The sequence below is a fragment of the Herbiconiux sp. 11R-BC genome (assembly GCF_049472555.1).
Lineage (GTDB): Bacteria > Actinomycetota > Actinomycetes > Actinomycetales > Microbacteriaceae > Herbiconiux.
In genome coordinates this window covers 360,145-372,740 of sequence record NZ_JBCEBO010000004.1, presented here as the reverse complement: position 1 = coordinate 372,740, position 12,596 = coordinate 360,145, and the positions used below count along the sequence as shown (strand labels likewise).

General features: G+C 71.3%; 10 protein-coding genes. 3 read left to right on the top strand and 7 right to left on the bottom strand.

All coding sequences use genetic code 11. From position 1 onward, the window contains the following. Window positions 1–50: 50 nt before the first annotated feature. Both VD659_RS12630 and VD659_RS12625 read right to left on the bottom strand, forming a co-directional pair. Window positions 51–1,742: an MFS transporter gene (locus tag VD659_RS12630; protein ID WP_423261417.1), complete on the bottom strand. Its 1,692-nt coding sequence runs from the start codon at window positions 1,740–1,742 to the stop codon at window positions 51–53. Further along, window positions 1,739–2,584: a tryptophan-rich sensory protein gene (locus VD659_RS12625; protein WP_423261416.1), complete on the bottom strand. Its 846-nt coding sequence runs from the start codon at window positions 2,582–2,584 to the stop codon at window positions 1,739–1,741. Before VD659_RS12625 ends, VD659_RS12630 begins: the two co-directional genes overlap by 4 nt. A gap of 175 nt (window positions 2,585–2,759) precedes the next feature. Between VD659_RS12625 and VD659_RS12620 the strand changes: the two genes are divergently transcribed. Further along, window positions 2,760–3,860 (top strand): hypothetical protein, encoded by a 1,101-nt coding sequence (locus tag VD659_RS12620; protein WP_423261415.1) that lies wholly within the window; start codon window positions 2,760–2,762, stop codon window positions 3,858–3,860. A 17-nt stretch (window positions 3,861–3,877) separates the two neighbouring features. On the opposite strand, the gene VD659_RS12615 is transcribed toward VD659_RS12620, so the two are convergent. Genes VD659_RS12615 through VD659_RS12595 form a run of 5 tightly spaced genes read right to left on the bottom strand, consistent with a single transcriptional unit; the run spans window position 3,878 to window position 10,202 of the window. Further along, window positions 3,878–5,080 carry a metal-dependent hydrolase family protein gene (locus tag VD659_RS12615; protein ID WP_423261414.1) on the bottom strand — a complete coding sequence of 401 codons (1,203 nt, stop codon included), beginning with the start codon at window positions 5,078–5,080 and terminating at the stop codon, window positions 3,878–3,880. A gap of 53 nt (window positions 5,081–5,133) precedes the next feature. Then, window positions 5,134–6,423 (bottom strand): ABC transporter permease, encoded by a 1,290-nt coding sequence (locus VD659_RS12610; RefSeq protein ID WP_423261413.1) that lies wholly within the window; start codon window positions 6,421–6,423, stop codon window positions 5,134–5,136. Then, the gene (locus tag VD659_RS12605) at window positions 6,420–7,565 is read right to left on the bottom strand and encodes an ABC transporter permease (RefSeq protein WP_423261412.1); all 1,146 of its coding nucleotides are present in this window, start codon (window positions 7,563–7,565) and stop codon (window positions 6,420–6,422) included. The genes VD659_RS12610 and VD659_RS12605 overlap by 4 nt, the downstream gene beginning before the upstream one ends. Continuing rightward, complete coding sequence (locus VD659_RS12600) at window positions 7,562–9,130, bottom strand: ABC transporter ATP-binding protein (RefSeq protein WP_423261411.1); 1,569 nt, start codon at window positions 9,128–9,130, stop codon at window positions 7,562–7,564. The genes VD659_RS12605 and VD659_RS12600 overlap by 4 nt, the downstream gene beginning before the upstream one ends. Before the next feature lie 31 nt (window positions 9,131–9,161). After that, window positions 9,162–10,202 (bottom strand): BMP family lipoprotein, encoded by a 1,041-nt coding sequence (locus tag VD659_RS12595; protein ID WP_423261410.1) that lies wholly within the window; start codon window positions 10,200–10,202, stop codon window positions 9,162–9,164. 177 nt (window positions 10,203–10,379) lie between these two features. Here VD659_RS12595 and VD659_RS12590 point away from each other — a divergent pair, with 177 nt between their 5' ends. Beyond that, complete coding sequence (locus VD659_RS12590) at window positions 10,380–11,405, top strand: LacI family DNA-binding transcriptional regulator (RefSeq protein WP_423261409.1); 1,026 nt, start codon at window positions 10,380–10,382, stop codon at window positions 11,403–11,405. 130 nt (window positions 11,406–11,535) lie between these two features. Then, window positions 11,536–12,534, top strand: a complete 999-nt coding sequence (locus tag VD659_RS12585) for a LacI family DNA-binding transcriptional regulator (RefSeq protein ID WP_423261408.1) — start codon at window positions 11,536–11,538, stop codon at window positions 12,532–12,534. The last annotated feature ends 62 nt before the right edge of the window (window positions 12,535–12,596 follow it).

Below are 12,596 nucleotides of genomic sequence, written 5' to 3'. Positions count from 1 at the left end.
CGTCCCAAAAACAAGGAGTCTCGAAACGACCCGCCGTACCTTGGACGACGTCAGTCGGCGTGTCGGCCAGGGACTTCTTGTTTTTGGGAGTCGCGCGAGCGGGGGCGCCCCGCAGTGCCGCCGCCGAGCGAGAGGGTGGCCAGGAAGCCCACGGCGAGGAAGCCCGCCGCCGCGAACGCGGAGTAGCGGGTGCCGTCGGAGAAGGCGGCCTTCGCATCCGTCACCACCGCGGTCATCGAGGGGTCGTTCGCGAGCCCCGCGATGGCGGCGCCCGAGCTGTCGACGACCTGGGTCACGATCTGCTCGCGCTGCGCATCCGGAACCCCCTGGTCGCCGAGCCGGGAGTCGAGCTGGGCCGAGGCGGTGGTGAAGAGCACCGTGCCCAGGATGGCGATGCCGAGCGCCGAGCCGATCTGCCGGGCCGTGCTCTGCGTGCCAGAGCCCTGCCCGCTCTGCTCGAGGGGCACGTCCTTGAGCACCACGCCGGTGAGCTGCGCGGTGGCGAGCCCCACGCCGAAGCCGTAGACGAACAGGAACGGGATGAGCAGGCCCCACGCGGTGTCTGGGGCGATCACGAAGCCGAGCCCCGCCACCCCCACGATCTCGGCGGCGAGACCCACCCGCACGATGAACACGGCCGAGATGCGGTTGCCGAAGGCGCCCGCGAAGCCCGAGGCCACGAAGGAGCCCAGGGCCAGCGCCACCAGGATGAACCCCGTCTGCAGGGCGTCGAAGCCGAGCACGTTCTGCAGCCAGAGCGGCAGCGAGAGGATGATGCCGAACTCGCCGAGCGACACGATCATGGCGGCGAGGTTGCCGTTGCGGAAGCTCGGGATGCGGAACAGGTCGAACGCGAGCATGGTGCTCTTGCCGGCGCGCATCCGGGCCCGGCCCCAGAGCACGAAGGCCGTGCCGGCCAGGATCGTGACCGCGAAGGAGAGCGGGATGGGGGAGAGGTCGAACGGCCAGGTCCAGTCGCCGATCACGGGCGCGTGGTTGGTGAGCCACCACCCGTAGGTGCGGCCCTCGATCAGGCCGAAGACGAGGGTGGCGCTCGTGATCACGGAGAGCACGGCGCCCACCACGTCGACCCGGCGGGCGCCCGCGGCGGCGCCCTGCTCGCGCGACTCCCGCACGAACAGCAGCACGCCGACGATGACGATCACGCCGAGCGGGATGTTGATGCCGAACGCCCAGCGCCAGGAGAAGTAGGTGGTGAGCCAGCCGCCGAGCAGCGGGCCGACCGCGGTCATGCCGCCGATCGTCGAGCCCCACACGGCGAAGGCGATGGCGCGCTCGCGGCCGCGGAAGGTCGCGTTGATGATCGAGAGGGTGGTGGGGAGCACCATCGCGCCGCCGACGCCCTGGATGACCCGGGCCCCGATCAGCAGCTCCCCCGACGGGGCGAGGGCGGCCAGGATGCTCGCGAAGGCGAACACGGCCACGCCGAGCACCAGCATGCGCCGCCGCCCGTAGCGATCGGCGAGCGTTCCGAACACGAGCAGCAGGGCGGCGAAGACCAGGGTGTACGACTCCTGCACCCATTGCACCTGGGTGGAGGTTATCCCCAGATCGTCGATGATCGACGGGATCGCCACGTTCACGATGGTGGAATCGACGATGATGAGCGCGACCGCGATGCTGATGAAGACGAGGCCGAACCAGCGGGTGCGGGGGTTCGCGCCGCCGCTGCCGGTGCCGTCGCCGCGCCCGCTGCCGTGCGGCGTGTCTGCGGCGGTCATGCGCGCGCCTCCCGAACGGCGAAGGCGCGGGTGCTCTCGCGCCGATCGTGCGCCACCCGGATGACGACGGTCGCCACCACCACGGCGCTCGCCGTCGCGAGGGCGGCGGATGCGACGGCCGGCGACTCGAGCGACCCGGTGATGCGCGAGACGGCGAGCCACACGAGGCCCCAGCCGAGCGAGGCGGCCGGGCCGAGCCGCCCACTGCCGAACGCGGCCAGGGCCAGCCCCGCCAGCCCGGCGACGATCACGATCGCGACCCCCCAGGCGTCCGGAGACCAGCCGAAGCCATCGAAACCGGCGGCGACGAGGGCGGCGGTGACGTTGGCCGCCGTGGCCACGCAGACCCAGCCGAGGTAGAGGCCGACGGTGCCGTCGAGCACCACGGACTCGACGATGCGCTGCGGATGCCGGCGGGTGCGCACCACGAGAACGAAGGCGACGAGGAGGGAGACCAGAAGGAGGACGATCACCACCACGCTGAGGGCGAGCAGGCCGGCCTGCACGCTGAGGATCCAGGCCGCGTTGAGGAGCAGGGTGACCGCGACCGGGTAGCCCAGCGTGCGCTGGCGCGGAGCGGCCGCCTGCGCGGGCAGCAGCTGCCAGACGGCGTAGGCCAGCAGCCCCGCGTAGATGACGCTCCAGATGGCGAATGCCGGACCGGCCGGTGCGATCAGGGTGGCGTCGGCGCCGAGGGCGCCGCCCGCGGCATCCTGGATCGGCGTGCCGCCGGCTGCACCCGAACCCACGAAGGAGCCGACGACGGCGAGGACGGCGCAGACCGCGACGACGATCTGCCGCACGCGGTCGGCGGGGAGCGGGGGAGGCGAGCTGTGGGCCACGGGTTCTCCTCGGAGCAATCGACGGATGAGTTCGCTAACCAGCTTAGTTACTTTGCAGACTAGTCGCATCGCATCGCATCGCATCTGATCTGATCTGATCTGATCGCATCGGTTCCGTTCGGATCGGATCGCGAGGAAGTCGAGATGCCGCGGCCCCGGGGGCTAGCGTGAAACCATGTCGACTCCCGAGTCCGCTCCGGCCGCACCCGACGCCGCACCCGACGCCGCACCCGACGCCGCACCCGACGCCACCCCGTCGGGTGTGCAGCGCGGCCTCTCGGCCGCCAAGCGGGCCGTGAATGGCCCGAACCGGCCCGCGCTCGTGATCTCGCTGCTGATGTCGCTCTTCGCCGCGCTGTTCGTGACCTCCTACAGCCTCGCGATGGGCAACCCGCAGCCGCACGACATCCCGGTCGGCGTCATCTCGCAGACGGTCACGCCCGAGCAGCTCGAGAAGGACCTCCAGTCCCTCACCGGCACCACCTTCCTGGTGTCCGAGTACCCTTCCGTCGCTGCGGCGACCCAGGCCCTGAACGAGCAGCAGATCTATGGCGCCTTCGTGTCGGGCGGTGCCGGCAGCACGAGCGGCGAGCTCATCATCTCGAGTGCCTCGGGAGCCTCGGTCGCCAAGCTCATCGCGGCGGACGCCACCGAGCTCGGGGCGAAGTTCGGCGTCACCGTCACCGTCACCGACGTGAACCCGCTCAACCCGAGCGACCCGAACGGGCTCGTGCTGTTCTACATCGCGCTCGCCTGCACGATCATCGGCTTCGTCGGCGCCATCCAGACCCGCGTCAACGCGGCCCGTCTGACGCTCGGAGGCGAACTGGCCTGGGATGTCGTGCGCGCAGCCCTCGTCGCCCTGATCGTGTCGCTGACGGCCGGGCCCATCCTCGGTTTCGAGAGCTTCCCCGTGCTGCCCGTGTGGGCGCTGCTCACGGTCGCCGTGTTCGTGGCCGGATCCGTCTACAGCTTCTTCCGCGTGGTGATCGGAGGGAAGTGGGCGCTCATGCCCACCTGGATCCTCTTCATCCTCATCAGCAACCCCTCATCGGGCGGTGCCGTCGCACCGCAGCTGCTGCCGCCGTTCTACGAGTTCATGGGGCGCTGGCTGCCGACCGGCTCCACCGTCAGCGCACTGCGCGACCTCACCTATTTCCCGGGCTACCCGCATCCCGAGCCCTACCTCGTGCTCGGCACGTGGCTCGTGCTGTCGACGGTGGCCTTCGTCGTCGCGCGCCGCCTCAAATACGGCACGGGCCGCATCCCGGCCTGAGCCGTTCGCGGCGACGGCTACGAGGGCAGGGCTCCCGCCACCACCTCGCCGCGCGAGACGACCGCGACGATGTTCGCGGTGTCGAGGGCGGCGATGTCGAGCCAGGGCCGGCCGCGCAGCACCACGAAGTCGGCCGCGAAGCCGGGGAGCAGGCGGCCCAGCTGCGTCTCGCGCCCGATGGCCCGGGCCGCCCGGGTGGTGGCCGACTCGAGCGCGCGCGACGGCGACCAGCCGAAGGTCGAGGCCATCAGCCGCACCTCCTCCATCTGGTCGCCGAATTGCACGTGATGGCCGTTCGCATCCGTGCCGAGCACGAAGTCGACCCCGGCGTCGGCGGCGGCCCGGAAGAGGGCGTCGCGACGGTGCACCAGGTCGAGGGCCTTCTCGGCCTGCTCGCCCGACACACCGGCTCGCCCGGCCGCGATGCGGTCGTTGATCAGCAGCGTCGGCGCGACGGTCATGCCGGCCGCCGCCACGCGCACGGCCTGGGCGGGCGAGATGAGCGTGCCGTGCTCGATGGAGTCGACGCCGTGCTCGAGCGCCGCATCGATGCCGGCCTCGGTGTGCGCATGAGCGGCGACGGGCATCCCGAGCGCGTGCGCCTCGTCGACGATCGCGTCGATCTCGGCCGCGGTGTAGTTGCGCCAGGCGCTCTTGTCGCCCACCGAGAGCACTCCGCCGCTCGTGGCGATCTTGATGCCGTCGGCGCCGGCGCGCGCCCAGTGCCGCACGAGGCGACGGCACTCGTCGGGCCCGTCGGCGACCGGCTTGCGCTGCGTGACCGCCGCCGGTGTGAAGAGGTCGCCGTGGCCGGCCGTCATGCTCACCATGCCGTGGGCGAGAACGCGAGGCCCGGCGACCACGCCCTCGTCGATGGCGCGGCGCAGGGAGAACTGGATGTCGTCGGCCGAGAGATCGCGCAGCGTGGTGACGCCGGCGCGCAGGGCGGCCGTCGCGTGCGCCAGCCCGTGCAGGGTCTGCTCCTCGGGCCGGGTGGTGAGCGGCCAGCTGAGGAAGTCGGCGTGCCCGGTGCCGGCGTGGCCGATGAGGTGCACGTGGGTGTCGATGAGACCCGGGATGACGGAGTACTCCGGCTCCCCGGACGCCGCCGACTGCACGGCGGTGATGACGCCGCCGGCGGGGCCGGTGGCCCACTCGAGGGTGCTCGGGCCGCGGTCGGTGTCGCCGTCCCAGAGCGCGACGGTATTGATTCGGTTCATGGTGGTGCTCTCGTTCACGACGTCGGAAGACGGATAGGGGAGGTGCGCGGTGCTCAGCTGCGCGAGTTCTTGCGCGGGAAGAGCGCGCCGAGTGCGGCCGGTGGCCGCATGGTGGTTCCGGCCACCACGAGCACGGCGAGTGTCACGAGGTAGGGTGCGGCGGTGGCGAGCTCGGTGGGCAGCGGCACGAACAGGAACACGAGCACGAGCACGCCGCCCAGCGCCAGCGGGGCGATGCCGGATCTGCGACGCCCCCGCCAGATCCGCAGCGCGCCCACGATCACGAAGACCACGGCGAGGATGAACAGCAGCGCCCGGAACGTCTCCGGCCGGCCGAGCCCGACGGCGTCGCTGAAGCCGAACAGCGACGACCCCAGGAAGACGCCCGAGGGCATCCAGTTGCCGAAGATGAGGGTCGCGAGACCGATGAAGCCGCGCCCGGCGGTCTGGTTCTCGACGTAGGCCTGCGACATCAGGGCGAGGTAGCCGCCCGCGAAGCCGGCCAGGCCCGAGCCCACGAGCACCGCGATGTAGCGGGTGCGGTGCACGCGGCCGCCGAGCGCCTGCAGCGCGGCGGGCTGCTCGCCCGCTGCCCGCCAGCGCAGGCCGAACTTGGTGCGCCAGAGCACATATGCCGTCGCGGGAATGAGCAGCAGGCCGATCACGGCGGCGAGCGAGACGTCGTGCGTGAGTCCGCCCACGATGCCGCCGATCTGCGAGATCACCGGAAGGCCGGAGCCCTCCATGGTGCGGGTGAGATCGGGGGTGCCGAGCCCGCCCGAGAGGAACGGCACGCTGATGACGGGCAACGACCCGTCGATGCGCGGCGAGCGCGCGATGGTGCCGCCGTCGACGCCGTTGAACACGATGTCCGACATGAAGCGGGCGAGCGCCGCAGCGATGACGTTGATGGCCACGCCGACCACGAGCTGGTTCAGGCCCATCTCGATGCACAGCACGGCCATCACGATGCCGAACACGAGCCCGCCGACGACGCCGCCGGCGAGCGCGGCCCAGGGCCCCCACATCCACCCGAAGACGCCGGCCACCCAGGTGCCGCCGATCATCATGCCCTCGAGGCCGACGTTGATGATGCCCGCGCGCTCGGAGTAGAGCCCGCCGATGGCGACGACGGCGATGGGCACGGTGAGCCGCAGCGCGGACCCCCAGGTGGACGAGGCCGAGATGCCCGGCGCATCCGCCACGTACTGGGCGACGATGACGAGGCCGAGGCCGAGCAGTGCCCAGCGCAGACCGGCGCGGAGGCGCCGCGGGCTCGGGGCGAGGGTGCGCGGCGCGGCGGCGGGTGCCGAGGGCGCGGCGGATTCGACGGTGTCGGTCATCGGGCCGCCTCCATTCCGGTGGTCGCTGACGGGGGAGCGGGCGGTGCCGGCGGAGTGCCTCCGGCCGCCCCGGCGGAGCGGCGGCGCTTGCGCAGGGCGCTCATCAGCGCGATCCGCTGGTCGGCGCGCTCGGTGAGCCAGTAGCCCACCGCCGAGCTGAGCAGGATGACGGCCATGAACACCGAGCCGACCTCGGTGGGCAGGTGCACGAGCCCGAGCACCTGCGAGCTGCGCTCGACGAAGGCGAGGATGAGCGCGCCGAACGCCATGCCGATCGGATGCGAACGGCCGAGCAGGGCTGCGGCGAGACCGGTGAACATGAGGTCGGTGGGCAGCGTGCCGTCGAAGCGGAAGGCCACCCCGAGCACGTGCGGCATGCCGATGAGGCCGGCGATGGCGCCGGAGCCGAGCATGGCCCAGATGATGCGGCGGTTCACCTTGATGCCGGCCGACTCGGCGGCCTCGGGAGAGCGGGCGGCCACCTGCAGGGTGAAGCCGAACACCGTGCGGTACTGGAGCAGGTAGAACAGGATGCCCACCACGATCGCCACCACGAGGAAGCCCGAGACGGAGGTGCGGTTGCCGATGCCGAGATCGATGAGCACGGGCATCGCGCCGCTCTCGTCGATGATCGCGGTGCCGGTATTCTGGCCGCCGCCGTCGCGGAAGACGTGGGCGAGCAGGATGGCCACCACGGTCGTCGCGATGGCGTTCATGAGGATCGAGGTGATGACCTCGCTCACGCCGCGGTAGACCTTCAGCAGGGCCGGAACCAGGGCCCAGAGCGCGCCGACGAGGCAGCACACGAGGAGCGTGATCGGCAGCCGGAGGTACAGCGGCAGCGGCAGCTGGGCGGCCACGACCGCGCCGGCCAGCGCGGCCACGCGGTACTGGCCGTCGACGCCGATGTTGAACAGGCCCATGCGGAGGGCGAAGGCGGCGGCCACGCCGGCCAGGTAGAGCGGCACGGCGTTGTTCACGGTGGAGACGAGCGAGGCCGGCTCGATGCCGTAGTTCCACATCGTCTCGTAGGCCGACGACGCGGAGTAGCCGCCGAAGGTGAGGAAGAGGGTGGTCACGAGCAGTGCGAGCAGCACGGAGACCACGGGCCCCGCGAGGGTCACGGCGACACGGCGGATCATGCCGCACCTCCTTCGGGGTCGTCTGTCGGGAGCGGCGCATCCGCATCCACGACCGCGTGCCGGACGCCGGTCATGTACTCGCCGAGCACCGGGGCGTCCACCGTGCGCGGGTCGAGCTCGCCCACGATGCGGCCGCGGTAGAACACGAGCAGACGGTCGCTCAGGGCGAGCAGCTCGTCGAGGTCGGCCGAGATGAGCAGGGTACCGAGGCCGCGGTCGCGGGCGGCGGTGAGCTCCGACCAGACGGCGGACTGCGCGCCGATGTCGACACCGCGGGTGGGATGCGCGGCGATGAGCACCCGGGGCTCGGAGCCGAGTTCGCGGCCCACGATGAACTTCTGCTGGTTGCCGCCGGAGAGCGCGGAGGCGAGGGTGGCGCTGTCGCCGCCGCGCACGTCGAAGCGCGAGATGATGCCCTTGGCGAGGCCGGCGGCGCCGGAGCGGCTGAACCAGGGCCCGCGCTTGACGGGCGGGCGGGCGTGGTAGCCGAGCGCGGCGTTCTCGCGCAGCGCCATCGACAGCACGAGGCCGTCGCGGTGCCGGTCCTCGGGGATGTAGGCCATGCCCCGGGCCCGGCGGTCTTCGGTGGAGAGCGCGGTGATGTCCGCCCCGCCGAGCTCCACGGTGCCCGTGCTCCTGGCCCGACCGAGCAGGGCCATCAGGAGTTCCGACTGGCCGTTGCCCTCGACCCCGGCGATGCCCACGATCTCGCCCGAGTGCACCTCGAGGGAGACGTCGTCGAGCGCGGGCACCTCGCCCGCCTCGCCGACGGTGATGTGCGAGGCGCCGAGCACCACATCCGTTCCCGGGGGCGTCGCCCGCGGCTCGACCGCGGGCATGGCCACCTTCACCATGAGGGCGGCGAGTTCCGACGCCGAGGTCTCGGCCGGCGTGGTGAAGCCGACGACCGCACCGGCACGGATGACGGTGATCTCGTCGGCGAAGTCGAGCACCTCGTCGAGCTTGTGCGAGATGAAGATCACAGCCGCGCCCGCCTCGGTGAAGCGGCGCATCGCGGCGAACAGCGATTGCGCCTCGCTCGGCACGAGCACGGCGGTCGGCTCGTCGAGGATGATGATGCGCGCGTCGCGGTAGAGCACCTTCAGGATCTCGACACGCTGCCGGCCGCCCACGCCGAGCTCGCGCACCACGGCATCCACGTCGACCGGGAAGCCGTTGGCCTCCGCGAGTTCTGCGACCTGGCGCCGGGCTGCGCCGCTGTCGAGCCGGAAGGCGCTGCCGGGCTCGTCGGCCAGCACCACGTTCTCCCAGACCCGCAGCGCATCCGCGAGCAGGAAGTGCTGGTGCACGATGCCGATTCCGGCATGCTGGGCGTCCCGCGGCGACCGGAACGCGTGCGTCGTGCCCGCGATCTCGATGGTCCCCTCGTCGGGATGCTCTTCCCCTGCCAGGATCTTCATGAGGGTCGACTTGCCCGCACCGTTCTCTCCCACGACCGCGTGCACGGTTCCCGCCTTCACGGCGAGATCGATGCGGTCGTTGGCGGTGAAGGCGCCGAACCTCTTGACGATGCCCGTCAGGCGCACCAGGACTTCCTGCTCCACGAGTACTCCTCTGCTCCCGGCCTCTTCCGGCCTAGAGGGCGGTCGGCACGGTGATCGCGCCGGAGATGATGTCGGCCTTCGCCTTCTCCAGCTGCGCGGAGTAGGCGTCGAGGAAACCGCCCGTGGTGGAGTAGCCCACGCCGTCGTTCGCGAGGGTGAAGTCCTGCTCGCCGGTCGCGAGCGATCCGTCGAGGAAGGACTTGATCGAGTCCTCGACGGCCACGTTCACGTTCTTGATGGCCGAGGTGAGGATGTAGGGCTTGATCGTGGCGTCGACCTGGTTGTAGACGTCGCCGTCGACCCCGATGGCCCAGTTCTTCTGGCTCGAGGTGCTCGAGGCGGCGGCCTGCTCGTAGACGCCCTGTCCCGAGCCGCCGGCGGCCGCGTAGATCACGTCGGCGCCACCGGCGTACATCGAGGCGGCGGCCTCCTTGCCCTTCGTGGGGTCGGAGAAGCCGGTGAAGTCGCCGAGCGGCGAGAGGTAGGTCTTGTCGACGACGATCGCCGGGTTGACCGACTTCGCACCGGCCTCGTAGCCCACGAAGAAGTTCTGGATGGAGGGCTGGTCGACGCCGCCGACGAAGCCGATGTGACCCGACTTCGAGGTGAGGGCCGCCGCGACGCCGACGAGGTACGACGACTGCTCGGCGGCGAAGGAGATGGTGGTGACGTTCGGGATGACGGTGCCCTTGTCGATGTCGACGGCCACGAACTGGTTGTTCGGGTGGTCGGTGGTCTGCTCCATCGGGGTGGCGTACTGGAAGCCGATGCCGATGGCGAGGCCCGCGCCCTGCGCGATGGCGAGGTCGAGGCGGTCCTGGTAGTCGTCGGTGTTGGGGCTCGAGAAGTCGAGCGGGGTGAAGGCCATGGTGGCCTGGGCATCGGTGAAGCCCTTGTAGGCGCTGTCCATGAACGAGAAGTCGCCCGTGGTGCCGTAGAGCATGGCGACCTTCGGGGTGTCGGGGTCGGCGCTCGGCTGGGTGGTGGCCGTCTTGCCCGCGCAGCCCGTGAGGGCGAGCGTCGAGGCGAGCGCGAGGCCGCCGATGGCGAGCAGGTTTCGCTTGAGGGACATCTGGTCTCCTGATGTAATCGATTGCAGGGATGGTGGCAAGAATACGCGATGCGATTTGTCCCCAGTGTTCGCTCGGGCCGTTTCTATTGGGTTGCCGGAGTGTTTCGATTGTGTTTAAGCCGATGAAACCCCGTGTAATCCATTACATCCTTTGCCCGAAATCACTACTCTCGGAGCATGGATGACGAACAGCCGACGCTGGCCGACGTGGCCAGGGCCGCCGGGGTCTCGGTGGCCACCGCATCCCGCGCGCTGACCGGCTCGCGGCCGGTCTCGGGTGACCGCGTGCGGCGGGTGCAGGAGGCCAGCCGTGCGCTCGGGTACCACCCGAACGCCGTGGCGAGCGCCCTGCGCCTGCAGCGCACCGAGACCGTCGGGCTGGTGCTCCCGCGCTACACCACAGGCTTCCTCTCCGCGTTGATCGAGTCGGTCAGCGAGGGTCTCGAGCAGCACCGCATCTCGCTCGTGCTGCGCTACTCCGAGGCGGATGCGCAGCACGACGTCGACAACGTCGGCTCGCTCATCGGCCGCCGGGTCGACGGCATCATCATCTGCCCGCCCTCGCTCGAGGCGAGCCGCGAGTCGATCGCGGCGGCCGGCGCGGTACCCGTGGTGCAGGTCGGGCGGTTCGTGGAGACCGACCGCACCGACTCGGTCGGCCTCGACGAGGACCGCGCCACCGACCTGCTCGTGGCGCACCTCGCCGAACGGCGGGTGCGGAGCATCCTGGTCGTCGGGCTCGATCAGGAGGTGGCGGCCGATTCGCGGCGCATCCGCGCGCTGGCCCTCGCCGCTTCGGCGGCCGGACTCGAGATCGCCGTGGCGCCGTTCACGGCGGCGGTGCTCGAGGGCGGCATCCGCGCCGGCGAGTGGCTGGTGGCGGAGGGGGGCGCGGGCGATGCGCCCGGTGGCCTGCCGGTCGACGCGATCGTCTGCGCCAACGACGACGTCGCATCCGGAGTCCTCGCGGTGCTGCGGATGCACGGGGTCGCGGTTCCGGCTCGCGTGCAGATCGCGAGCCTGCTCGATCTGGCGCCCGGAGCAGAAGACCACTCGGTCACCACGCTCCGGCATCCGTGGCCCGCGATGGGCCGCGAGGCGGTGCGCCTGCTCCTCGACGCGCGGGAGCCGGGGCACGATCGCATCGCGCGCCGGGTCACTCTGGCGCCCCAGCTCGTGCCGGGTGCCTCGACGCTTCCCTGAGAGCGGCGAGCACCTGGTCGGCCGAGCCGCGCAAAACCATTTGCGGCCCGGAACGGCGCGGAACGTTAACGTTGTGTTTCCTCCTGCTCCTGCGCGTGCAAAACGATTGCGCACTCGCTAACCTGCTGGCATGGGCGAGAGACGGTCGACGATCAAGGACGTCGCCCGCATGGCCGGGGTGAGCATGACCACGGTGTCGCACGCCCTCTCGGCGAAACGGCCGGTGAGCCCCGAGACGGCCTCGCGCATCCAGGCCGCCATCGAGGAGCTCGGCTACGTTCCCAGCTCGGCCGCGCGGATGCTGCAGGCCGGCCGCACGCTCATGATCGGGCTCGTGGTCCCCGACGTCTCCGACCCGTTCTTCGGCAGTCTCGCCGTCGGTGTCGAGCAGGCGGCCGACGAGAGCGGCTACGGCGTGGTGCTCAGCAGCTCGAGCCGCGCCTCCGAGCGTCACGCGCGCTACTTCGACCTGCTGCGCTCCCGCTCGATCGACGGGCTCATCTATGTGGCGGGCGACGCCGGCCGCGATCCGCAGCTGGCCGAGCTCGCGCAGTCCTTCCCCGTGGTGCTGGCCGACGAGTGGGTGGCGGGTTTCGACCGCATCCCCTTGATCGCCGCCGACCACCGCATGGGCGGCCGGCTCGTGGGCGAGCACCTGCGCGCGCTCGGGCACCGCGACGTCAGCATCATCAGCGGGCCTCCCGGCCTGCGCTCGGTCGAGGACCGGATGGCGGGCTTCCGCAAGGTCTTCCCCCACGCGGCGGTGGTTGCCGGCGACTTCACCGAGGAGACCGCCGCGCGCGCCACGGCGGAGCACCTCGCGAGCCGAGCGGCGCCGCCCACCGCGATCTTCGCGGTCAACGACCTCTCGGCCCTCGGCGCCATCGACGCGCTGCTCGCCGCCGGGCTCCCGGTTCCCGGCCGGGTGTCGGTGGCCGGATTCGACGACGTCGCCTTCGCCCGGCGGGTGCAGCCGCCGTTGACCACCGTGCACCAGCCGATCGACGAGATCGGCAGCCTGGCCACCCGCACCCTGATCGAGCTGATCGGGGGCGCCGCCCCGCTGTCGCCGCCGCCGCGACCGGTCGAGCTCATCGTGCGGGAGAGCACGGCGCCGCCCCGCGCCTGAGCGCCGGCGCCGCCCGCATCCCCGCTTCCCCACCACCAGCATCTCCACTTCCCCACCACCCG

Bases quoted from the DNA above. Each gene is read 5' to 3' on its own strand.
- VD659_RS12630 (WP_423261417.1), bottom strand. From the start codon at position 1,742: ATGACCGCCGCAGACACGCCGCACGGCAGCGGGCGCGGCGACGGCACC.
- VD659_RS12620 (WP_423261415.1), top strand. From the start codon at position 2,760: ATGTCGACTCCCGAGTCCGCTCCGGCCGCACCCGACGCCGCACCCGAC.
- VD659_RS12615 (WP_423261414.1), bottom strand. From the start codon at position 5,080: ATGAACCGAATCAATACCGTCGCGCTCTGGGACGGCGACACCGACCGC.
- VD659_RS12610 (WP_423261413.1), bottom strand. From the start codon at position 6,423: ATGACCGACACCGTCGAATCCGCCGCGCCCTCGGCACCCGCCGCCGCG.
- VD659_RS12605 (WP_423261412.1), bottom strand. From the start codon at position 7,565: ATGATCCGCCGTGTCGCCGTGACCCTCGCGGGGCCCGTGGTCTCCGTG.
- VD659_RS12595 (WP_423261410.1), bottom strand. From the start codon at position 10,202: ATGTCCCTCAAGCGAAACCTGCTCGCCATCGGCGGCCTCGCGCTCGCC.
- VD659_RS12590 (WP_423261409.1), top strand. From the start codon at position 10,380: ATGGATGACGAACAGCCGACGCTGGCCGACGTGGCCAGGGCCGCCGGG.
- VD659_RS12585 (WP_423261408.1), top strand. From the start codon at position 11,536: ATGGGCGAGAGACGGTCGACGATCAAGGACGTCGCCCGCATGGCCGGG.